Here is a 22207-nt window from a genome sequence, read left to right as displayed (position 1 = left end):
GCTGAATGTTTGGGGATGGCTGAGGGTCAAACCATGAAATCCATGCAGCAGCGCTCTCGCACCACCGCTTTCATGAAGGGCTTGATGGCCACATGTTGCGGGTGATTTTGGTAAGCCGCTAGCACCTGCGCGTCATCGACCAGCATGTGAAGCACCACATCGTGGGTGCAGTCCATGCCGGGCGTCGCGGTGGCCACTTCGAACGCGCGGATACCTGGCACGACGTGTGCGCACGACAGCAACAGGGCTTTGGCTTTTTCGATGTTGACCCCTTTTTCGGCCCCTTCGGCCTGCTCGTGGAATCGCCACATGACGGTATGTCGGAGCATCAAAAAGCGTCCTCTGGCAAATCGGCGCAAGTCGGGTCGCGCGTGCTCACCACTTGGAGCCATGCGCCAATTTTGGGGAGTTCATAGCGGAAAAAGTAGCGGCAAGCGGCGCGCCGCCCTGCCGCTGCCGGACTGGGGTCGTCGCCCAAACTGGCAGCCACGTCCAGCCATATCCAGGCGATCACCGTATGGCCAAAGGCTTGCAAATACGGGACCGCATTGGCCAAAGCTTGTGCCGGCTCGGCACCGGCCCAAGCTTGCTGGGTGGCTTGGCCGATTTGGGTGAGCGCTTCGCGCAAGGCGGCGGCTTCGGGCGCCCAGCCCTTTTCGGCTTGGGCGGCCGTGGCCATCATGCGCTCGCCCAGCAACTGCAGGCCACGGCCGTTTTCCATCAGGACCTTGCGGCCCAACAGGTCCATGGCCTGGATGCCGTGCGTGCCCTCATGGATCATGTTCAAGCGGTTGTCGCGCCAGAACTGCTCGACCGGGAAGTCACGGGTATAGCCATAGCCGCCGTGGATCTGGATGGCCAGGCTGTTGGCCTCCAAACACCACTCGCTGGGAAAGCTCTTGACGATGGGCGTGAGCACTTCCAGCAACAGCCGCGCCACATCCGCATCGTCGGCCGTGCCCGTGTGCTGCTCGTCCACCAAGCGCGCGCAGTACAGGGCGAGCGCCAGTGCACCTTCGCTGTAGGCTTTTTGGGCCAGCAGCATGCGCTTGATGTCGGCGTGCTCGATGATGCGCACCTGTGGGCGGCTGGCGTCCTTGCCACCGGCCCCGGTGGGACGGCCTTGTGGTCGGTTCTTCGCGTAGTCCAGGCTCGCGTAATAACCGGCCATGCCCAGCATGGTGGCGGCCATGCCCACACCGATGCGGGCTTCGTTCATCATGTGGAACATGCAGCGCAGGCCTTCGCCGGGCTTGCCCACCAAATACCCCACGGCGCCGATATCCCCTCTGATGGGGTATTTGCCCTCGCCAAAATTCAGCAAGGTGTTGGTCGTTCCGCGCCAGCCGCATTTGTGGTTCAGGCCTGCCAGCGCCACATCGTTGCGCTCGCCCGTCAATTGGCCATCGGTGCCCACCAGTTTCTTGGGCACGATGAAGAGCGAAATGCCTTTGACACCCGGCACCAATTGGCCATTCGCATCCGGAATTTTGGCCAACACCAGGTGGATGATGTTCTCGGACAGCTCGTGCTCGCCCGACGAGATCCACATCTTGTTGCCTTTGAGGCGGTAGCGTGCACCCAAGGCATCGGATGCAAAGTCTTCCCCATCGGGCGTGGCGCGGGTGGTGACGTCGCTGAGCGAAGAGCCCGCTTGCGGCTCAGACAGGCACATGGTGCCCGAAAAGCGCCCGCTGAATTCGTTCAGGGCAAATACCTTTTTTTGCAATTCGGTGCCGTGCACCATCAGCAAGTTGGCGTTGCCGCTGGTGAGCATGCCCGAGCCAATGCTGACCGAGGCCATGGCAAAAAAGGCGTTGGCAGCCGCTTCCACCGTGTAAGGCAGCTGCATGCCACCGACTTCGTAGTCTTGCGCGGCGCTGAGCATGCCCGATTCGGCGTAGGCTTTGTAGGCGTCGTGTGTGGCCTGCGGCAAGATGACTTTCTCCCCATCAAACCGGGGTTCTTGCGTGTCCACCAAGCGGTTGAACGGGGCGTATTTTTCACGCGCAATGCGCTCGCAGGTGTCGAGCACCGCGTCGAATGTTTCACGCGAGTGGTCGGCAAAACGCGCACGGCTTTGCAGGCTTTCGACCTTCAGCCAGTCGTGCAGCAAAAAATCAACGGTGGGGCGCAGGCTCATCGGTTCGTTCTTTCATGACTGTGCGCTGTGGGCGCGAGCCCCTGCTCGCGATGGATTCGGCCAGAAGGGCGGCCTCCCACACAAAAAAGGGCAGAAGACATCCTGCCTTCTGCCCTGAATCACGTCAGCCATCCAAGTGACAGCCATCGCGTGGGGTGATCACAGCACCTCGAAAATGCCACAAGCGCCCATGCCGCCGCCAATGCACATGGTCACCGCCACACGCTTGGCACCGCGGCGTTTGCCTTCGATCAGGGCGTGGCCTGTCAAGCGCTGGCCCGACACGCCATAGGGGTGACCCACCGCAATCGCGCCGCCGTTGACGTTCAAACGGTCGGCCGGGATGCCCAATTTGTCGCGGCAGTACAGCACCTGCACCGCAAACGCCTCGTTCAGCTCCCAAAGGTCGATGTCATTGACCGTCAGGCCCAGACGCGCCAGCGCTTTGGGCACCGCGTACACCGGGCCAATGCCCATTTCGTCGGGCTCGCAACCGGCCACGGCAAAACCCAGGAAACGGCCCAGAGGTTTCATGCCCCGCTGCTCGGCCAGTTTTTCGTCCATCAACACACAAGCGCCAGCGCCGTCGGAAAACTGGCTGGCGTTACCGGCGGTGACCAAGCCGCCAGGCAGCGCCGAGCGCAGGCCACTGATGGCTTCCACCGTGGTGCCTTCACGCAGACCTTCGTCCACGCTCACGGTCACTTGCTTGGTGGTCATGCCCATGACCTTGTCGATCACGCCTTGGGTCACGGTGATGGGGGCAATTTCGTCGTTGAACAAGCCCGCCGCTTGCGCAGCACAGGCTTTTTGCTGGCTGGCCGCACCATAGGCGTCCATCACATCGCGGCCAATCTTGTAGCGCTTGGCCACTTGCTCGGCCGTTTGCAACATGTTCCAGTAAATCTCTGGCTTTTGCTTGGCCAGTGCCAAGTCTTGCAGCATGTGGGTGTTCATTTCCTGTTGCACGCAGGAGATGCTTTCCACACCGCCAGCCACATAGACTTGGCCTTCGCCCGCGATGATGCGCTGAGCCGCCAAGGCAATGGTTTGCAAGCCTGATGAACAAAACCGGTTGACCGTCATGCCCGAGACAGAGATCGGCAGTCCGGCTTTGAGCGCGACTTGGCGGGCGATGTTGGCACCTGTGGCGCCCTCAGGGGTGGCACAACCCATGATCACATCTTCGACCTCTGCGGCGTCAATGCCAGCGCGGGCCACGGCGTGCTGCACCGCGTGACCGCCCAGCGTTGCGCCGTGCGTCATGTTGAAAGCGCCCTTCCAGCTCTTGGCCAGGGGTGTGCGTGCGGTCGATACGATGACTACATTCGTCATGATGAAATCCTTTCATGGGAGAGACGAAGCTCAGCTTCGTCCGCTCGAAAATTAAAAAATCAGTTGAATGTTTTGCCTTCGGCCACCAAACGCGCCAACAGGGGCGCGGGTTGCCAGAATTGCGCGTCGTCATGGGGGTTCTTGGCAAAGCGCTTCATGGCTTGCGCCACGTTGAACAGGCCCAAGGTGTCCGCATAAACCATGGGGCCGCCGCGCCAGAGCGGGAAACCGTAACCGGTCAGGTACACCATGTCGATGTCGCTGGCCTTGCTGGCAATGCCCTCTTCCAGGATGTGCGCGGCCTCGTTGACCAAGGAGAACACCAAACGCTGCACGATTTCTTCGTCAGAAATTTTGCGCGGTGTCATGCCGATGGCGGCACGGTGCTTTTCGATCATCTCGACCACCACCGCACTGGGGATCGCGTCGCGCTTGCCGGTTTGGTAGTCGTACCAGCCAGCGCCGGTCTTCTGACCGTAACGGCCCATGTCACACAACAAGTCAGCGGTTTTGCTGTACTTGAGGTTGGGCTTTTCGGTGTAGCGGCGCTTGCGGATGGCCCAGCCAATGTCGTTGCCGGCCAGGTCACCCATGCGGAATGGGCCCATGGCAAAACCAAATTTCTCGACCGCCTTGTCCACTTGCGCGGGGGTGCAACCCTCTTCGATCAGGAAACCGGCCTGGCGGCTGTACTGCTCGATCATGCGGTTGCCGATGAAACCATCGCACACGCCCGACACCACGGAGGTCTTCTTGATCTTCTTGCCAATGGCCATCACCGTGGCCAGCACATCTTTGCCGGTTTGAGCGCCGCGCACGACTTCCAGCAGCTTCATCACATTGGCGGGGCTGAAGAAGTGCATGCCCACCACGTCTTGTGGTCGCTGGGTAAAACTGGCGATTTTGTTCACATCCAATGTGGAGGTGTTGGAAGCCAAAATGGCGCCGGGCTTCATCACACGGTCCAGCTCTTTGAAAACGGCCTCTTTCACGCCCATTTCTTCAAAAACCGCTTCGATCACCAGATCGGCCTGACCGATGTCGTCGTAGCTCAGTGTGGTGCTGAGCAAGGCCATGCGCTCTTCGTACTTCTCTGGCTTGAGCTTGCCTTTTTTGACCTGGGCTTCGTAGTTCTTGCGGATGGTGGCCACGCCACGGTCCAGCGCTTCTTGCTTCATCTCCAGCATCTTGACGGGGATGCCAGCGTTCAAGAAGTTCATCGAGATACCACCGCCCATGGTGCCGGCACCGATCACGGCAATGCTCTTGATCTCGCGCTTGGGGGTGTCTTCTGGCACGTCCGGAATCTTGCTGGCTGCACGATCCGCCATGAAGATGTGACGCAGTGCACGGCTTTCTGGCGTCAACATGAGGTTCATGAAGATGTCACGTTCAAAAACCATGCCGTCTTCGAATTTCATCTTGGTGGCCGCTTCTACCGCATCCACGCATTTGGCGGGTGCAGGCAGGTTTTTGGCCATGCCCTTGACCATGTTGCGTGCAAACTGGAAGTAGGCATGGCCTTGCGCGTGTTTGCAAGGCAGGTTGCGCACCAAGGGCAATGCGCTGCCGTCGGCGTGTGCAGCGGCCACTTTGCGGGCCAAGGCCAGCGCTTCTTCGGGCAAAGTTTCAGCCGATTGCGCCATGGCATCGAACAATTTTTGACCCGGCAACATGGCCAGCATGTCGCTCTTGATGGCTTCACCGCTGACGATCATGTTCAGCGCGGCTTCCACCCCGATCACGCGCGGCAGACGCTGCGTGCCGCCGGCACCCGGGATCAAGCCCAGCTTGACTTCTGGCAAGGCGATCGACGTGCCAGGCGCGGCGATCCGGTAATGGCAACCCAAAGCCAGCTCCAAACCACCGCCCATGGCGACAGAGTGGATGGCGGCCACAACGGGTTTGCCCGAGTTTTCGCAAGCGCGGATGACGCTCAGCAAATTGGGCTCCTGGATCGCTTTGGGCGAGCCAAATTCACGGATGTCCGCACCGCCAGAAAAGGCTTTGCCACCACCGGTGATGACGATGGCTTTGACGGCCGAATCGTTGTTGGCTTTTTCCAGCCCATCGGTGATCCCGACGCGGGTGGACAGCCCCAAACCGTTGACCGGCGGGTTCGTCATCGTGATGACCGCGACATCGCCGTGGACTTTGTATTCAGCTGTCATGCTGGACTTCCTTTGCGTGAAAAGTTAAAAAAGAACGACCGTTCGTTTTTTGGCATTGTAGACACAAAAAACGCAGTCAAATGAAAATTTTTGTCGCCCTTGGGACGGTGAACAAGGCCAGCCATTTCTATCGAAAAACAGGCCAGGCTCAAACCTCGAGCCACTCCTTGCGGATGTAGGTGTTGGCGCGCAATTCGTCGGGGGTGCCCTGGAAAACAATCGAGCCGTGGCCCATGACCAAAGCCCTGTCGGAGATGCTCATGGCGATCGTCAACTTTTGTTCAATCAGCAAAACCGAGACCCCTTTGGATTTCAAGCTTTGCAGGTACTGACCGACCAACTCCACAATTTTGGGGGCCAAGCCCTCGGTCGGCTCATCGATGATGATGAGGTCGGGGTCGCCCATCAGGGTGCGGCAAAGCGTGAGCATTTGCTGCTCGCCACCCGACAAAACACCCGCCTCGGTGTGCTCACGCTCTTTGAGTCGAGGGAACATGGCGAACATGTCGTCAAAGGACCAGCGGCCATTTTTCCCACTGCGCTTTTGACCCAGCTGCAGGTTTTGGTGCACGGTCAATTTCGGAAAAATGTCCCGGTTTTCAGGCACATAGCCCAAACCCAGGTGGGCGATCTCATAGGCTTTTTTGCCCTGAATCGGCTGGCCTTTCCAATCAATGCGCCCTTGGCACTCCACCAAACCCATGATGGCCTTGGCCGTCGTGGAGCGGCCCGAACCGTTGCGACCCAGCAAAGCCACAATCTCGCCCTGGCCGACTTCAAAACCGACACCATGCAAAACATGGCTTTTGCCGTAGTAAGCGTGAAGATTGTCTATCGTCAACATCAATGGCCTCCCGCTTGGCTGTCTGCAACCGATGAGCCCAGATAGGCTTCTTGAACTTTGGCGTTGGCCCGCACAGCCTCCGGGGTGTCAAACGCAATCACCTCGCCATAGACCACCACCGCGATCTTGTCGGCCAAGCCAAACACCACCCCCATGTCGTGCTCCACCGTCAGCAAAGTTTTGCCCACCGTGACTTCTTTGATCAACTGAATGAAACGCGATGTTTCGCTCTTGCTCATGCCCGCTGTGGGTTCGTCCAGCAAAATCACATCCGAGCCCCCGGCAATGGTCACACCGATTTCCAAAGCCCTTTGTTCGGCATAGGTGAGGTTCACCGCCAACACATCGCGCTTTTTGTCCAAGCGGATCATTTCCAGCAATTGGTCGGTGCGCTCATTGGCATCTTTCAGGCCCGACAAAAACTTGAAGAAGGTGTACTTGTAGCCCAGGCTCCAGAGCACAGCGCAACGCAAATTTTCAAACACACTCAACTTGGGGAAGATGTTTGTGATCTGAAAGCTGCGCGAGAGCCCCATGCGGTTGATCTCGTAGGGCGTTTTGTGCTGGATGGCTTGGCCATTCAACAAAATGTCGCCACTGGTCGGGCCAAAGCGGCCACTGATCAGATTGAACAGGGTGGATTTACCCGCGCCATTGGGGCCAATCACCGCCACCCGTTCACCGGGAGACACGGCGAGGTTCACACCCCGGATGATTTCTGTTTTGCCAAAGTTCTTACGAACGTCTTTCAGCTCAAGTGCGTAGGTGCTCATACTGCGGTCTCCCGGCGCTTGATTTCTTTTTCAATGTCGGTCTGAATCTCGCCCCAGTCACGGGCGAACTGACGGCGCGCCAATTCAAACAAGCCAAGGCCCGTCAACATCACAAATGCCGAGCCAAACCAGCTGTCCAAACTCTTGGCGTTCAAGGTGGCGCCCATGAATTTGACCGTGTCACCCAAGGCGGTGTTGAGCTGCAGGTGGTAGACCATCTCGATCATGGCCCCTGCGCCCGCCAGCATGACGATGGCGGTCAGACCCAGCCCCAGATAACTGGTCCAGATCTGGCGCAATTTGCCAAACTTGGCCACCCGCAGGTTCATCATGATCAAACTGGCGATGCCACCAGGCGCATACATGACCATGAAGAGGAACACCAAACCAAGGTACAGCAGCCAGGCCTTGGTCAACTCGGACAACAGCACAAAGGCGATGATCATCAAAATCGCGCCGATGATGGGGCCAAAGAAAAAGGTGGCGCCGCCCAAGAAGGTGAACAACAAATAAGCGCCCGAGCGCCCTGCCCCCACCACCTCGGCGGTCACGATTTCAAAGTTCAGGGCGCCCAAGCCTCCCGCGATACCGGCAAAAAAGCCCGCGATGATGAAAGCCATGTAGCGCACACGCTGCGTGTTGTAGCCGATGAACTCCACGCGTTCAGGGTTGTCGCGCACCGCATTCAAAATGCGGCCCAGTGGTGTTTGCGTGAAGGCGAACATCAAGGCAACACTCACAAACGTGTACACGGCAATCAGGTAATAGACCTGAATTTGGGGTCCATAGTTGATGCCGAAAAAGGCCTCGCCCGCCACGCGGTTGCCAGAAACGCCCGCCTCGCCCCCGAAAAACTCAGAGAACATGAGCGACATGGCAAACACCAACTCGGCCACGCCCAAGGTGATCATGGCAAATGGCGTTCCCGATTTGCGGGTGGTCACCCAGCCCAGCAACACGGCAAAGCCCATGCCCGCCACACCGCCCACGATGGGCAACAGGCTCACGGGAATGTGCAGCTTGCCGCCACTCACGGCATTGAGTGCATGGATCGCCATGTAAGAGCCGAGCCCGGTATAGACCGCATGGCCAAAGCTCAACATGCCGCCTTGCCCCAACAAAATGTTGTAGGACAGGCAGGCGATGATGGCAATGCCCATCTGCGCCAACATGGTCACCGACAGATTGCTGGTAAAAACCAACGGCGCAAGGACCAACACCAAGGCAAACAGGCCCCAAATGACCCAGCGGCCCACGTTGTAAGGTTTGAATTTGTAAACAGCAGCCATGTCTTAACCCTCGCGTGTGCCCAAAAGACCCTTGGGCCGGAAGATCAGGATGAGTACCAAAAACAGGTACGGCAAGATGGGCGCCACCTGAGACAGCGTGAGCTTGGCAAACGAGTTTTCCTGGGTAGCCGCGGACAAAGCCCAGCCCATGTCTTTGGCGAGTGTCAGGAACGAGTAGTCGATGGCCACCGCAAAGGTCTGGATGACACCAATCAGCACCGAAGCCAAAAATGCGCCAGAGAGCGAGCCCATGCCGCCGACCACCACCACCACAAAAATGACCGACCCCACGGTGGCCGCCATGGCGGGCTCCGTCACAAAGGTGCTGCCGCCAATCACGCCCGCCAAACCGGCCAAGCCCGTGCCTGCACCGAAGACCAGCATGAAGACGCGCGGAACGTTGTGGCCCAGGGACTCCACCATTTCAGGGTGGGTCAAGGCGGCCTGAATCACCAAGCCGATGCGGGTGCGGGTGAGCAAGAGCCACAAAGACAGCAGCATGAGGAGCGCCACCAGCATCATGAACCCGCGCGTGGCCGGAAACGGCGAACACACCACGCGGATGGCGGCATCGGCGGCGCTGCACAGGTCTGCAGGCGCAGCGCCCCAAACAAGCGACAGACCTTGCACCGAATGGTTGATCAATGTGAAGGCTGAGCTGCGCAAAATCTCGGGCGGCGGGAAGTCCACCGCAGTCCGTCCCCAGACCAGTTGGACCAACTCCAAGGCCACATAAGACAAGCCAAAAGTCACCAGCAGTTCAGGCACATGGCCAAAAGGGTGCACTTTGCGCAAAGTCACGCGCTCAAACACAGCACCGCACGCGCCCACCAACAAAGGAGCCACCACCAGTGCAGGCCAAAAACCGATCCACCCGGTCAGGGTGTACCCGAAATAGGCACCGACCATGTAAAAGCTGGCGTGTGCAAAGTTGAGCACGCCCATCATGCTGAAAATCAGCGTCAGCCCGGAGCTGAGCATGAACAGCAACAGCCCGTAACTGAGGCCGTTGAGCATGGAGATGATGAAAAACTCCATAAAAACTTTCCAGGCTGTATCTCAGCCTAACTGCGTTACCGAAAGCGGGTTGACGGTGTCAACGCCAAGACAAAAAATGCAACATTCAAAAAAAAGCCCGACAACAATTTGTCATCGGGCCTCTTTGCCCTCAGGCAAACCCCAGGATCAGCCTGGGCGCTTCATCTGGCAGCTGGTGGGCGTGCTGGAAACGTAGGAAGGGAACTCTTTGACAGGGGCCAAAGTCATGCCGGTGTTTTCAGGGCTGTAGGGGTACTTCTTGTCGGTTTTTTGCCAAACCGTCATGTACAAAGGCTGCTGCAACTGGTGGTCGGCCTTGCGGATCTCCACTTCACCGTTGAAGTTCTTGTACTTGAGGCCGCCCAAGGCAGCCGCGACCTTGGCAGGTTCTGTGGACTTGGCTTTGGCCATGGCCTCACCCAGTGCATTGAAGATGGAAATCACAGAGCCGGTGTAAAAGTCGTCGTTGAATTTGGTTTTGAACTCGCCCATCCACTTGCCGATGTCACCACCCATGTTGTAGTGGTTGTAGGCAATTTGGTAAACCCGGCCAGCGCCGCTGGTGCCGAGCGCTGTGGGGGTGCCCGTCACGCCGGTGTAGTAGGTGTAAAACTTACCGGTGTAGCCCGCTTCGTTGGCGGCCTTGACGAGCAAGGACAGGTCAGAACCCCAGTTGCCCGTGATCACCGTGTCAGCGCCGGAAGCCTTGATCTTGGCGATGTAGGGCGAAAAATCGCGCACTTGGGCCAAGGGGTGCAAGTCTTCCCCCACGATTTGGACATCGGAGCGTTTGCGCGCCAGGTTTTCCTTGGCAAATTTGGCCACTTGCTGGCCATGCGAGTAATTCTGGTTGAACAGGTAGACCTTCTTGACGTCTTTGTCGTCCTTCATGAAGGTGGTCATGGCTTCGATCTTCATCGAGGTGTCGGCATCAAAGCGGAAGTGCCAATAGCTGCACTTGCTGTTGGTGAAGTCCGGGTCCACCGCAGCGTAGTTCAGGAAAATGATTTCCTTGCCAGGATTGCGCTCGTTGTGTTTGTTGACCGCTTCGATCAAGGCCCCGGCCACTGAAGAGCCGTTGCCCTGAGCGATGTAGCGCACACCTTGGTCCATGGCGGCCTTGAGCGCGTTCAAACTTTCAGCGGGGCTGAGTTTGTTGTCAAAAGACACCATCTCGAACTTGACGCCAGCCGGATTGGTTTTGCTGAATTTTTCTGCAAAGAACTGGAAACTCTTGAGCTGATTACTGCCCACGGGACCCATCAAACCAGACAAAGGATCGATGTGGGCGATTTTGACGGTCTCGCCCTTTTGGGCAAAAGCACCCATGGAACAGGCGGCCAAAACGGCTGCGGTGATCAAACGTGTTGCGAATTTCATTCAAGGTCTCCAGCGTTGTAAAACAAAACAAGTTCAGGTTACCCGCAACGGTGCCTGGGGCTGCTCGGGGTTTGCCCCTAAGACGTATCGCCCACGCGACTCGGTCTGGTCGCAGGGGCCGAAACCGTCAAAGACCCGGCAACACGTAATCGGCCAATTGCTCGCGCAAACGGGTCTTGAGCATCTTGCCGGTGGCCCCCAAAGGAATGGCGTCAACAAAGACCGCGTCGTCAGGAATCTGCCATTTCGCGGTTTTTCCTTCGTAAAAAGCCAGCAGCGCATCCCGGCTGACCTCGGCGCCCGGTTTTTTGACGACACAGACAATGGGTCTTTCGTCCCACTTGGGGTGGCGCATGCCAATGCAAGCGGCCATGGCCACGGCGGGGTGGGCCATGGCGATGTTTTCGATGTCGATGGAACTGATCCACTCACCACCCGACTTGATGACGTCTTTGCTGCGGTCGGTGATCTGCATGAAACCATCGGCATCGATGGTGGCCACATCGCCCGTGGGAAACCAACCGTCCACCAAAGGACTTGCACCCTCTTGTTTGTAATAGGAGGCGATCACCCAAGGGCCTTTGACCAGCAAGTCACCCGCGGACTTGCCGTCATGCGGCAAAGCCGTGCCCTTGTCATCGACGATTTTCATGTCGATGCCAAAAATGCAGCGGCCTTGCTTGAGTCGCAACTTCATTTGCTGCTCGGCGGGCAAACTCAGGTGCTTGTTTTTCAAGGTGCAGACGGTTCCCAAGGGGCTCAACTCGGTCATGCCCCAAGCGTGCAGCACGTCCACCTGGTAGTCCTCACGGAACGCGTCGATCATGGCGGGTGGGCAAGCCGATCCGCCGATCACCGTGCGGTTGAGCTGGCTGAACTTCAAACCTGCGGGCTTCATGTGGCCCAGCAGCATTTGCCACACGGTGGGCACACCCGCGGCAAAGGTCACGCCTTCGGCCTCGATCAATTCGTAGACCGACTTGCCATCTAGGGCCGGGCCGGGGAACACCAGCTTGGCACCCGCGATGGCAGCGCTGTAGGGAATGCCCCAGGCGTTGACGTGGAACATGGGCACCACGGGCAAGATGGCATCGCGCGCCGAGATGCACATGGAGTCTGGCAAGGCGGCGGCATAAGCGTGCAGCACGGTAGATCGGTGGCTGTACAAAGCCCCTTTGGGGTTGCCCGTGGTGCCACTGGTGTAGCACAGGCTGCAGGCGGTGTTCTCGTCGAGCTGCGGCCAGGTGTAGGTGTCGGGCTGCTGGCCCATCCAGCTTTCATAGCTCATCAGGTTGGGGATACCCGTGTCGGCAGGCAATTGGTCTGCATCGCACAAAGCCACGTACTGAGTGATGGTTTTGCAATGCGCATGCAGGGCTTGGACCAAAGGCAAAAACGTCATGTCGAAGCACAAAATTTGGTCTTCGGCATGGTTGGCAATCCAGGCCATTTGCTCAGGGTGCAATCGGGGGTTGATGGTGTGCAAAACACGGCCCGAGCCGCTGACGCCGAAATACAACTCCAAGTGGCGGTAACCGTTCCAGGCCAGGGTGGCGATGCGTGCCCCCTGGGGGACCTGTTGGCCATCGAGGGCATTGGCCACTTGGCGTGAGCGCCGGGCCACCTGGGCCCAGTCGCTGCGGTGGATGTCGCCTTCCACCCGGCGCGAAACCACTTCGCTGTCGCCGTGGTGTTTTTCGGCAAAATCAATCAAAGAAGAAATCAGCAGTGAACGCTCTTGCATCAATCCCAGCATGGTTTGGTCTCCAGTTTGTGAGGGGGGGCTCAATCGCTTCATTGTGCACCCCAGCCCCTGCCGAACCGCGCTGACAAAGCACTCCAAAACCCGCAAAACCCCGGGTCCTTGTCAAGGACGTGACAATCAAGCCATGTCTCTTGCCAACTCCGAAACCCCTTCCCACGAAAACCTGGATCGTCCATGGTTGGAATGGACGCACCGCCTGACGCAATTGGGATCGCGTTTTTTCACGGCTTTGCAACCCACGCCCGTGGCAGCGCCCCGCTGGGCGGCTTGCAATGAAACTTTGCGAACGGAACTGGGCTGGCCCGCCGCCCTATTTGACAACGCCCACCTGCAAGCTTTCGCGGGCAACGCACTCATGCGGGGCTCCCGGCCCTTGGCCACGGTGTACAGCGGGCACCAGTTTGGACAGTGGGCTGGGCAACTGGGCGACGGACGGGCCATTTGGCTGGGTGAGGCCCAATCGGCCCAGGGACCGCAAGAAATTCAACTCAAAGGTGCGGGCCGCACACCCTACTCCAGGGGCGGCGACGGGCGAGCCGTGCTGCGCTCCAGCATCCGTGAGTATTTGTGCAGCGAAGCCATGCAGGGCCTGGGCATTCCCACCACCCGCGCCCTGTGCCTGGTGGCCTCACCCGAACCGGTGCGCCGCGAAGAAGTAGAAAGCGCCGCCATCGTGGCCCGCGTCGCCCCCAGCTTTTTACGCTTTGGCCACTTTGAACATTTTTCGGCGCAAGGCGACACCGACAGCCTGCGGACATTGGCCGACCACGCCATCGCCCACCATCTGCCCGAATGCCACGATCGGGCGGCCTTGTGGCAAGGCAATGTTCACGCGGCTTTGCTCGATGTGGTGCAAGAGCGCACCGCCCAACTGCTGGCGCAGTGGCAGGCCGTGGGCTTTTGCCACGGCGTGATGAACACCGACAACATGAGCCTGCTGGGTCTGACGATCGACTACGGCCCCTTCCAGTTCATGGACGCCTTCAACCCCGGCCACATCTGCAACCACTCGGACCACCAGGGGCGCTACGCCTACGGGCGGCAACCCAATGTGGCTTACTGGAATCTGTATTGTTTGGCCCAGGCCTTGGCCCCTTTGATCGACGACCAGGACATGACCCTTCAGGTGCTGGAGGGCTACAAAACACTGTTCCCTCGCTTCCTGGGCGATGCGATGCGGGCCAAGCTGGGGCTGACCGACGACTTGGCCCCCGAGTCCGAGCGGGAAGCCGACTGGACCTTGGTCGAGGATTTGATGCAGCTCATGGCGGCCGAAAAGGTGGATTTCACCTTGTTTTGGCGGCAACTGAGCCAAGCGGTGGTGCGCCAATCGCAGGCCGCCACACTGACCGATGCGGGCTGGAGCCCCGTGACCGATGGGGTGCTGGACCGCCCTCGCCTGCTGGCTTGGTTGGAACGCTACACAGCCCGGGCTGGGCACGCGAACTTGGCGCGCATGGGATCGCACATGCTGCGCACCAACCCCAAGTTTGTGCTGCGCAACCACTTGGCCGAGGTGGCGATCCGTCAAGCCAAGGCGGGTGACTTTTCAGAAATCGACCGCTTGCACAACTTGCTACAGTCTCCCTTCGACGAGCATCCCGGCTTCGAAGCCTATGCCGATCTGCCGCCCGACTGGGCGGGTCAACTGGAAATCAGCTGTTCATCATGACCTCCATCCAAAAAACAGACGCGCAGTGGCGCGAACTTCTGGCCGCCAAGGGCGCCGAGCCGGTGGCTTTTGCCGTGACGCGACAAGCGGCCACCGAGCGCCCATTCACAGGCAAATACGAAGGCCATTGGGCCAATGGCATTTACCGCTGCATCTGTTGCGATGCCGAGCTCTTCAAATCCGACACCAAGTTCGACGCGGGCTGCGGCTGGCCAAGCTTCTCGCAGGCCTCGGCAGACGGCGCCATCGAGGAGCGCGTGGACACCAGCCACGGCATGCGCCGGGTGGAAACCGTGTGCGCCCAATGCGGCGCGCACTTGGGCCATGTGTTCGAAGACGGCCCAGCGCCCACAGGCCTGCGTTATTGCATGAACTCCGCTTCGTTAGACTTCGAGGCTTCCTGACCGATCTTGGCGGGACCGCAGACGCCGCACTCAAAACCCATTCATGAAATTCCTCCTCGACTTTTTCCCCATCCTGCTGTTTTTTGGTGCGTACAAAATGGGCGACATCTACACCGCGACGGCGGTGCTGATGGCGGCCACGGTGCTGCAAACCGCCATCCTCTACAAAATGGAAGGCAAGCTGCAGACCATGCACAAAATCACTTTGGTGCTGGTGCTGGGCTTTGGCGCCTTGACGCTGGGCCTGCACGACGAACGCTTCATCAAATGGAAACCCACCCTGCTGTACTCGGGTTTGGCGATAGCCTTGGCCATAGCACATGGTGTTTTGAAGAAAAACTTCCTGCACATGCTGCTGGGGAATCAGTTGCAACTGCCTGAAGCCGTGTGGCACCGCCTGAACCTGTCTTGGATGCTCTACTGCGTCTTCATGGCCGCCATCAACGGCTATGTGGCGCACTATTTCAGCACCGAAGACTGGGTCAATTTCAAACTCTGGGGCTATGCTTTCCCGGTGGTGTTCATCCTGGGTCAAGGCCTGTACATCTCTCGCTATTTGCCCAAAGACGAGGACAAGCAGCCGTGAGCCCCACCCATTTGCCTTTGAGCGAACAAATCCATGCCCGACTGACCGAGCGCCTGCAGCCGAGCGCGCTGCGGGTGGTGGACGAAAGTGCCGCGCACGCCGGGCACATGGGTGCCAACGACAGCGGCCAAGGCACCCACATGCGGGTTTCGATCGCATCCCCTTTGTTCAACGGGATCTCTCGCGTGCAGCGCCATCGCCTTGTGTATGATGCGCTGCAAGATTTCATTGACCAAGGCCTGCATGCCTTGGCCATCGAGCTGATCTGAATCGGGTTGTCGCCCCTTGGTGACAACCCCTTTTTTTGAACCCTGACAAACCTTTCACTTGAACCTGACGCCCTGTCAATGAGGAAATAACGATGAAAAAGCAAATGCTCAGCGCCGCTTTGGTGGCCTTGCTGGCCGTCCCCGCACTCGCGCAAAACCTGGCCGTGGTCAATGGCAAGCCTGTGCCCTCTTCTCGCGTGAAAGCGCTGCAGCAGCAAGTCGAAGCATCCGGTCGTCCTGTCACGCCCGAAGTGTTGGACCAAATCAAGCAAGAGCTGATTGCCCGCGAAGTTTTCATGCAAGAAGCGCGCAAACGCGGTCTTGACGCCAGCGATGACTACAAAACCCAACTGGAATTGGCCCGCCAAACCATTTTGATTCGCCAGTTGTTTGCCGATTTCCAAAAGAAAAACCCAGTGACCGATGCCGACATCAAGGGCGAATACGACAAATTTGTCGCGGCCAACGGGGGCAAGGAATACCGTGCCCGCCACATCCTGGTCGAAACCGAGTCTGACGCCAAAGCGCTGATTGCCGAAATCAACAAAGGCGCCAAATTTGAAGACTTGGCCAAAAAAGCCTCCAAGGACCCAGGTTCGGGTGCCAACGGTGGCGATCTGGACTGGGCCGCTGCAGGCAGCTATGTGCCCGAGTTTTCTGGTGCCATGGTGAAATTGGCCAAAGGTCAGATGACCGATGCCCCGGTCAAGAGCCAGTTTGGCTTTCACATCATCCGTGTGGACGATGTGCGTGAAGCCCAGTTGCCCAAGCTGGAAGAAGTCAAACCCCAGATCACGCAGCAACTGCAACAGCAAAAGCTCGCCTCTTTCCAAGAAGGCCTGCGCGCCAAAGCCAAGATCCAGTGATCTGGTCTTTGCCCCGCTGAAAAACGCGACTTCGGTCGCGTTTTTTGTTTTCTGTGGTTCTGTGGTCAAAAGGCTTGGGCGCGGGCTGGGGTTCAGAACTGAGCCCCGGCCAGTGCCCGCCGCTTCAGGGCTACCCCCATGGCTCAAGGGCTACCCTATGGATCCAAAGACACAAGCTGGGATAATCCCAGCCCATGCAGCCCCACCACCTCGAACTCCTCGCCCCTGCCCGCAACTTGGACATCGGCATCGAAGCCATCCAACATGGCGCTGACGCGGTCTACATTGGCGGCCCGTCCTTCGGCGCGCGGTCCACGGCCGACAACTCGGTGCAAGACATTGCCAAGTTGGTGCAAGTCGCGCACCGCTTTCACAGCCGCATCTTTGTCACGCTCAACACCATCTTGCGTGACGACGAGCTCGAAGGTGCGCGCAAGCTGGCCTGGCAACTGTATGACGCTGGGGTGGACGCGCTCATCATCCAGGACATGGGCTTGCTGGAAATCGACATGCCCCCGATCCAGCTGCATGCCAGCACGCAGACCGACATCCGCACCCCTGAAAAAGCCAAGTTTTTGCAAGACGCGGGTTTGAGCCAGATCGTGCTCGCGCGCGAGCTGACGCTGCCGCAGATCGCGGCCATCCGGGACGCGGTGGACACCGAGCGCACGGTGATCGAGTTTTTTGTGCACGGCGCTTTGTGCGTTGCCTACAGCGGCCAGTGCTTCATCAGCCATGCCCACACCGGGCGCAGTGCCAACCGGGGCGACTGCTCGCAAGCCTGCCGCCTGCCCTACGAAGTCAAAGACGCACAAGGCCGCATCGTGGCGCACGACAAGCATGTGCTGAGCATGAAGGACAACAACCAAAGCGACAACGTGCGGGCCTTGGTTGACGCAGGCATCCGCAGCTTCAAGATCGAAGGCCGCTACAAAGACATGGCCTATGTCAAGAACATCACCGCCCACTACCGCAAGCTGTTTGACGACGTGCTGAACGAGCGACCCGAGTTGGCAGCATCCTCGCATGGGCGCAGCACGTTCAGTTTTGTGCCGGACCCGAACCAAAACTTCAACCGCGAATTCACCGACTACTTTGTGCAAGGCCGCAAAGAAGACATTGGCGCATTCGATACCCCCAAGAATCCGGGCCAGCCCATCGCTTGGGTCAGCAAAGTGGCCGCAGACCACATCGAAATCACCACCGACGACCCGGCCACCGAGCTGCACAACGGGGATGGCTTGTGCTACTACGACCTGCAAAAAGAGCTGGTGGGCTTGCAGATCAACCGTGCCGAGGCCGCCAAAGCCCAAGGGGTCTGGCGGCTGTTCCCGAAAGACCCCCTGGACGGTTTCAAGGACCTGCGCCAAGGCGTTCAGGTCAACCGCAACCGCGACATGAGCTGGGTGCGCACCCTGGACAAAAAGTCGGCTGAGCGCCGCATGGGCGTGTGGATGCAACTGGCCGAAAACAAGGAGGGGCTGGAACTGACCCTGACCGACGAAGCCGGCCACAGCGCCACGGCGCAGTTGGCCATCGCTTGGCAAGCCCCCAAAGATTCGGCCCAGGCCGAGGACAAGCTCAAAACCGCCTTGGGCAAGCTGGGGGAGACCCTGTTCGAGCCCCTGGACGTGCAGCTGGCCCTGTCCCGCCCCTGGTTTGTCCCACCGTCACAACTTAAAGCCTTGCGGCGAGACGCCGTGCAAGCGCTGGAGGCCGCCCGCGCTGCGGGTCTGCACCGCCTGCCGCGTGCTGTGCCCGTGCAGCCACCCGTGGCCTACCCTGAAGACACGCTGAGCTATCTGGCCAACGTGTTCAACCAAAAGGCCCGAGACTTTTATGCCAAGCACGGCGTCAAAGTCATCGATGCCGCCTATGAAAGCCAGGAAGAATTGGGGGAAGTCAGCCTGATGATCACCAAGCACTGCGTGCGCTTTAGCCTGAGCCTGTGCCCCAAACAAGCCAAAGGTGTGACGGGCGTGCAAGGCACGGTGAAAGCCGAGCCCATGCAACTCATCAACGGCAAAGAAAAACTCACGCTGCGCTTTGACTGCAAACCGTGCGAGATGCATGTGGTGGGCAAGATCAAAAAGGCGGTGCTGAACGCCGTCCCTGAAAGCCCCGTGCAGTTCTACAAATCAAGGCCTGTGGTGGGCCTGCACTGATCCACGCCAGCCATTGACCCAGGCTGGCCAATGGTCCATACGCGTGTCTAGCGCCAGTCAACAGGACGGTCCAGCTGCAGCCCGCAAGTCCAATGCCATCGCTCAGCCCAGCGGCTTGAACAACTCGTTCAGATCAGATTCGCCAAACAGCGGCTCTTTGCGCTGCACCGCACCCGCATACATGTCTTGCGCCAACTGCGCTTTGCGCTCTTGCAGGGCCAGCATGCGCTCCTCGATGGTGCCCTGAGCCACGAGTTTGAGCACCCAAACGCTTTGGGTTTGGCCAATGCGGTGGGCCCGGTCGGTGGCTTGGTTTTCGACCGCAGGGTTCCACCACGGGTCGTAATGGATCACCGTATCGGCCTGCGGCAAATTCAGCCCCACCCCACCCGCTTTGAGGCTGATCAGGAATAGCGGCACCTGGCCACTGGTGAACTGGTCGATGATGGCATCCCGGTTTTTGCTCTGGCCCGTGAGCTTGACCCAGGGGATGCCCAATCGGGGCAACTCTTGCTCGATCAGGCTGAGCATCTGGGTGAACTGAGAGAAGAGCAAAATTTTGCGCCCCTCGGCCACCATCTCGGGCAGCATCTCCAGCAGTTGCTCCAACTTGGCCGATGGCTGCACAGGGCTGGCCGCCCCCAGTTTGAGCAGGCGTGGGTCGCAACACACTTGGCGCAGCTTGAGCAGCGCATCCAAAATGGTGATTTGCGATTTGGCCAAGCCTTGCGCGTTCAGTGCGTCCCGCACGGTTTTTTCCATGCCCAAACGGATGGTTTCGTAGAGGTCCGCTTGCGTGCCTTGCAGGGGCACAGGCATGAGGGTTTCGATTTTGGGGGGCAGCTCGCTGGCCACCACGTCTTTGGTGCGGCGCAGCATGAAGGGCGTGATGCGCTTGCGCAGCTGGTCCATTTTCTCGCTGTGGCCCTGGCGCTCGATGGGGGTGCGAAACAACTCGCCAAAGCGCTTTTGGCTGCCCAAAAAGCCGGGCATCAAAAAGTGGAACAAGCTCCACAATTCACCCAAGTGGTTTTCCATGGGCGTGCCCGACAGACACAGGCGGTGCGCAGCGGGAATATCGCCCACGGTTTGTGCCGCGTGGGTGTTGGCGTTCTTGATGTTTTGCGCTTCGTCCAGGACCAGCATGTGCCAATCGATGGCCATCCACACATCGCGGTCGCGGTGCAGCAAAGAGTAAGGGGTGAGCACGATGTCGAAACCGCTCAAGTCTTGCGCCGTCTCATGCCGCGACAAACCATGGTGGATGTGCGAGCGCAGCGTGGGACAAAAGCGGGCCGCTTCGCGCTGCCAGTTGCCCAGCAAACTCACGGGCGCCACGATGAGCGCGGGCTGCGTGAGCCGTCCTGCTTCTTTTTCGGTCAGGATGTGCGCCAGTGTCTGCAGGGTTTTGCCCAAGCCCATGTCATCGGCCAAGATGCCGGCCAATTGGTGTGTGCGCAAAAATTGCAGCCAGTTCAGACCCTGCTGCTGGTAGGGGCGCAACGTGGCTTGCAAGCTGGCCGGCGCCGTCACTTCGGGCAAGCTGTCCAGCCCCCGCATTTGTTGCACCACATTCATCAGGCTTTGCGCACCGGCCCAAGCCACACCCTCTCCCAGCGATGCAGCGGTGCGCAAGGCTTCCAGTCGGGACAGGCGCAAGCCGTCACCGCCCCAGTCACGCCCGCGCTCCGACACCAATTCCATCAAGGTGCTCAGCCAGGGTTCGATCTTGGCGGTGGGCAACTTGACAAAACCATCGCCCTTCAAGTCAGGCAGGTACAAAAAGGGAGGCAAAGCGGGGGTTTCGCCCTCGGCGCTGGCGCTGGTGATCTGCGCCAAGGTGGTCAAAATCGAGGGCACCCAAGGCAAGATGTTGACCCTTTGGCCGTCGATGTCCATGCCCAAGGACAAGTCAAACCAGGCCGAGGTTTGCGGCGCTTGCGCGTCACCCGACAAGTCGATGTGCACATCGTCGGCTTGGCGCAACCAGGGGCTGGCGCCCGAGATGAAGTTCACGTCCAACCCGGCTCGGCGCAGCGGAGCAAAGTCGCTCTCGACCCATTGCAGCCAGCGCTGCTGCGACTGCTCGGGTGGCAAGACCAGCAGGTTGGCGTCCAAAGTGACCAGACCCAGTGCGGCGAGGGTGTCCCACGCTTTTTGTTCACAAGGCAAGTCGCGCAGCAACATGCGCGCTTGTGGGCCCTGCCCCACCAAGACGCGGTTTGAGGTGCCTGGCCAAAAGCCGCGGTGCCCACCGTAGTCAAACGTCAATTCGGCGATGAAGAGGCCTTGCACATCGCGCTCAGCGGGGTGCACAGGCGCAATGTCCAGCACAGCGCGGGGTGAGACGCCGCGGATCTCGGGCATCTTTTGAATGACCGGGGGCAAGGGCAAGGGCCCCAAGCGCTCGAGCAACTGGTTTTGAAACTTGAAGGCCACACTCTCAGGCATCACGGGGGCGTTGGACAAGACCTGCAGCTCATTGGCGCTCAGCCCTTGCGTGTCCAAGGGGCCGCACAAACCCAGCACCGTGTCCATGAAAAAAGGCGGTTGGTTCAGGCCATACACAACGCCAGCGCGCAGCGGCTGCATGGACAGTTGCCAGCCATCGGGCCCATGGTCTTGTCCCTTGACCTCACGCCATGTCCCCACCAAGGCTTCGGGGGTGTCTTGCCAGCGCAAGGGGGTGCCGTCGTCCGACACCAAACGGCCGGTTTGGCTGCACAACTGCAACAGCAACTGGCCTGGCATGCCGTGCAGCTTGACTTCGCTTTGGAAACCATAGGAGCTGAAACTGCTGGCGGGCGGACAGGCCTTGAGCAGGTCAAAAATATCGCGGTCCAGCGGACTGCTGGTTTGCCAGATCGGGTCGTGTGGCGAGGGCTCGTTGCTCAGCTTTTTGGCTTTGGCCCATTCACCATTGCGCTTTTGCGCCGCCCGTTTGACGGCCAAGTGGAACACCGGTTTGTAAGCGGTTTGAACCACGGACAAGTTGTAAACAAACTGATCGTGGGTGCTGCCGGGCAAGGTGTAGGCGGGCGGACCGTTGGCATTTTCCAGGCGGGTCAGCCAGTCGCGCACCAGGTATTCGGCTTGGCTCAGGGCGCGTTCTTTTTCCATTTGGGAGCGGCGCTCCAGAACTTCGGCGGAGGGGCCATCCGGCCCCCAATCGTTCAGCAGCGCCAAACCCTGCATCGAAGCCAAAATGCCCAGCGCCGCGCCATGCTTGCAGTAACGCCCCACAGGACAGGTGCAGCCGCTGCGCCACTCGCTCAGGTTCCCACCCGCACTCACACGCAGTTCGGCATTGACCGAAAAGGGTTGCGCATCGTTGCCCTGAACCAAGCCTTGCAGGCGCCAGCCATCGCCATCGGGCGACAACTGCGAAGACAAGACCTTGTCTTGCAAATACAAGGTGGTGCCGCGTGACCAGGCGCCCTGGTCAAAGTAAAAAGCCAGTTGCGAAGGGGGAAACCACTGCGCCGGGTTGGTGGACTTCATGCGATC

General features: G+C 59.3%; 17 protein-coding genes. 6 read left to right on the top strand and 11 right to left on the bottom strand.

What is annotated here, in order from left to right:
• Positions 1–26: 26 nt before the first annotated feature.
• The 10 genes from B9Z31_RS14675 to B9Z31_RS14630 form a co-directional block, all read right to left on the bottom strand.
• Positions 27–329: a Dabb family protein gene (locus B9Z31_RS14675; RefSeq protein WP_100120296.1), complete on the bottom strand. Its 303-nt coding sequence runs from the start codon at positions 327–329 to the stop codon at positions 27–29.
• On the bottom strand, positions 329–2143 hold the full coding sequence (locus B9Z31_RS14670; protein WP_100120295.1) for an acyl-CoA dehydrogenase: 1815 nt from the start codon (positions 2141–2143) through the stop codon (positions 329–331). The genes B9Z31_RS14675 and B9Z31_RS14670 overlap by 1 nt, the downstream gene beginning before the upstream one ends.
• Positions 2144–2302: 159 nt before the next feature.
• The gene (locus tag B9Z31_RS14665) at positions 2303–3478 is read right to left on the bottom strand and encodes an acetyl-CoA C-acyltransferase (protein WP_100120294.1); all 1176 of its coding nucleotides are present in this window, start codon (positions 3476–3478) and stop codon (positions 2303–2305) included.
• A gap of 59 nt (positions 3479–3537) precedes the next feature.
• Positions 3538–5649: a 3-hydroxyacyl-CoA dehydrogenase NAD-binding domain-containing protein gene (locus B9Z31_RS14660; protein WP_100120293.1), complete on the bottom strand. Its 2112-nt coding sequence runs from the start codon at positions 5647–5649 to the stop codon at positions 3538–3540.
• Between the two features lie 148 nt (positions 5650–5797).
• Positions 5798–6493: an ABC transporter ATP-binding protein gene (locus B9Z31_RS14655; RefSeq protein WP_100120292.1), complete on the bottom strand. Its 696-nt coding sequence runs from the start codon at positions 6491–6493 to the stop codon at positions 5798–5800.
• Positions 6493–7266, bottom strand: a complete 774-nt coding sequence (locus B9Z31_RS14650) for an ABC transporter ATP-binding protein (protein ID WP_100120291.1) — start codon at positions 7264–7266, stop codon at positions 6493–6495. Before B9Z31_RS14650 ends, B9Z31_RS14655 begins: the two co-directional genes overlap by 1 nt.
• Positions 7263–8555 carry a branched-chain amino acid ABC transporter permease gene (locus B9Z31_RS14645; protein ID WP_100120290.1) on the bottom strand — a complete coding sequence of 431 codons (1293 nt, stop codon included), beginning with the start codon at positions 8553–8555 and terminating at the stop codon, positions 7263–7265. The genes B9Z31_RS14650 and B9Z31_RS14645 overlap by 4 nt, the downstream gene beginning before the upstream one ends.
• 3 nt (positions 8556–8558) lie before the next feature.
• Entirely contained in the window at positions 8559–9593 is a 1035-nt protein-coding gene (locus B9Z31_RS14640) for a branched-chain amino acid ABC transporter permease (protein ID WP_100120289.1), read from the bottom strand.
• A 147-nt stretch (positions 9594–9740) separates the two neighbouring features.
• Positions 9741–10973 carry a branched-chain amino acid ABC transporter substrate-binding protein gene (locus B9Z31_RS14635; RefSeq protein ID WP_100120288.1) on the bottom strand — a complete coding sequence of 411 codons (1233 nt, stop codon included), beginning with the start codon at positions 10971–10973 and terminating at the stop codon, positions 9741–9743.
• A 127-nt stretch (positions 10974–11100) separates the two neighbouring features.
• Positions 11101–12729, bottom strand: coding sequence for a 3-(methylthio)propionyl-CoA ligase (locus tag B9Z31_RS14630; RefSeq protein WP_100120330.1), 1629 nt, complete (start codon positions 12727–12729; stop codon positions 11101–11103).
• A 133-nt stretch (positions 12730–12862) separates the two neighbouring features.
• Here B9Z31_RS14630 and B9Z31_RS14625 point away from each other — a divergent pair, with 133 nt between their 5' ends.
• From B9Z31_RS14625 to B9Z31_RS14600, 6 genes are all read left to right on the top strand, one after another.
• Positions 12863–14410: a YdiU family protein gene (locus B9Z31_RS14625; RefSeq protein WP_100120329.1), complete on the top strand. Its 1548-nt coding sequence runs from the start codon at positions 12863–12865 to the stop codon at positions 14408–14410.
• Entirely contained in the window at positions 14407–14814 is a 408-nt protein-coding gene (gene msrB, locus B9Z31_RS14620; RefSeq protein ID WP_100120287.1) for a peptide-methionine (R)-S-oxide reductase MsrB, read from the top strand. The genes B9Z31_RS14625 and msrB overlap by 4 nt, the downstream gene beginning before the upstream one ends.
• Before the next feature lie 43 nt (positions 14815–14857).
• Positions 14858–15400, top strand: coding sequence for a septation protein A (locus B9Z31_RS14615; protein WP_100120286.1), 543 nt, complete (start codon positions 14858–14860; stop codon positions 15398–15400).
• Entirely contained in the window at positions 15397–15669 is a 273-nt protein-coding gene (locus B9Z31_RS14610; protein WP_100120285.1) for a BolA family transcriptional regulator, read from the top strand. Before B9Z31_RS14615 ends, B9Z31_RS14610 begins: the two co-directional genes overlap by 4 nt.
• 92 nt (positions 15670–15761) lie before the next feature.
• Entirely contained in the window at positions 15762–16535 is a 774-nt protein-coding gene (locus tag B9Z31_RS14605; protein ID WP_100120284.1) for a peptidylprolyl isomerase, read from the top strand.
• Positions 16536–16729: 194 nt separating this feature from the next.
• Complete coding sequence (locus B9Z31_RS14600) at positions 16730–18700, top strand: U32 family peptidase (protein WP_100120283.1); 1971 nt, start codon at positions 16730–16732, stop codon at positions 18698–18700.
• Positions 18701–18802: 102 nt separating this feature from the next.
• Here the strand turns inward: B9Z31_RS14600 and B9Z31_RS14595 are convergent, their stop codons facing one another.
• Positions 18803–22201, bottom strand: coding sequence for a DEAD/DEAH box helicase (locus tag B9Z31_RS14595; RefSeq protein ID WP_100120282.1), 3399 nt, complete (start codon positions 22199–22201; stop codon positions 18803–18805).
• Positions 22202–22207 lie beyond the last annotated feature (6 nt).

Source organism: Limnohabitans sp. G3-2, assembly GCF_002778275.1.
In the GTDB taxonomy this organism is placed as follows: domain Bacteria; phylum Pseudomonadota; class Gammaproteobacteria; order Burkholderiales; family Burkholderiaceae_C; genus Limnohabitans_A.
This window is presented reverse-complemented; position numbering and strand designations above follow the sequence as displayed.

Bases quoted from the DNA above. Each gene is read 5' to 3' on its own strand.
- B9Z31_RS14675 (WP_100120296.1), bottom strand. From the start codon at position 329: ATGCTCCGACATACCGTCATGTGGCGATTCCACGAGCAGGCCGAAGGG.
- B9Z31_RS14670 (WP_100120295.1), bottom strand. From the start codon at position 2,143: ATGAGCCTGCGCCCCACCGTTGATTTTTTGCTGCACGACTGGCTGAAG.
- B9Z31_RS14665 (WP_100120294.1), bottom strand. From the start codon at position 3,478: ATGACGAATGTAGTCATCGTATCGACCGCACGCACACCCCTGGCCAAG.
- B9Z31_RS14660 (WP_100120293.1), bottom strand. From the start codon at position 5,649: ATGACAGCTGAATACAAAGTCCACGGCGATGTCGCGGTCATCACGATG.
- B9Z31_RS14655 (WP_100120292.1), bottom strand. From the start codon at position 6,493: ATGTTGACGATAGACAATCTTCACGCTTACTACGGCAAAAGCCATGTT.
- B9Z31_RS14650 (WP_100120291.1), bottom strand. From the start codon at position 7,266: ATGAGCACCTACGCACTTGAGCTGAAAGACGTTCGTAAGAACTTTGGC.
- B9Z31_RS14645 (WP_100120290.1), bottom strand. From the start codon at position 8,555: ATGGCTGCTGTTTACAAATTCAAACCTTACAACGTGGGCCGCTGGGTC.
- B9Z31_RS14640 (WP_100120289.1), bottom strand. From the start codon at position 9,593: ATGGAGTTTTTCATCATCTCCATGCTCAACGGCCTCAGTTACGGGCTG.
- B9Z31_RS14635 (WP_100120288.1), bottom strand. From the start codon at position 10,973: ATGAAATTCGCAACACGTTTGATCACCGCAGCCGTTTTGGCCGCCTGT.
- B9Z31_RS14630 (WP_100120330.1), bottom strand. From the start codon at position 12,729: ATGCTGGGATTGATGCAAGAGCGTTCACTGCTGATTTCTTCTTTGATT.
- B9Z31_RS14625 (WP_100120329.1), top strand. From the start codon at position 12,863: ATGTCTCTTGCCAACTCCGAAACCCCTTCCCACGAAAACCTGGATCGT.
- msrB (WP_100120287.1), top strand. From the start codon at position 14,407: ATGACCTCCATCCAAAAAACAGACGCGCAGTGGCGCGAACTTCTGGCC.
- B9Z31_RS14615 (WP_100120286.1), top strand. From the start codon at position 14,858: ATGAAATTCCTCCTCGACTTTTTCCCCATCCTGCTGTTTTTTGGTGCG.
- B9Z31_RS14605 (WP_100120284.1), top strand. From the start codon at position 15,762: ATGAAAAAGCAAATGCTCAGCGCCGCTTTGGTGGCCTTGCTGGCCGTC.
- B9Z31_RS14600 (WP_100120283.1), top strand. From the start codon at position 16,730: ATGCAGCCCCACCACCTCGAACTCCTCGCCCCTGCCCGCAACTTGGAC.
- B9Z31_RS14595 (WP_100120282.1), bottom strand. From the start codon at position 22,201: ATGAAGTCCACCAACCCGGCGCAGTGGTTTCCCCCTTCGCAACTGGCT.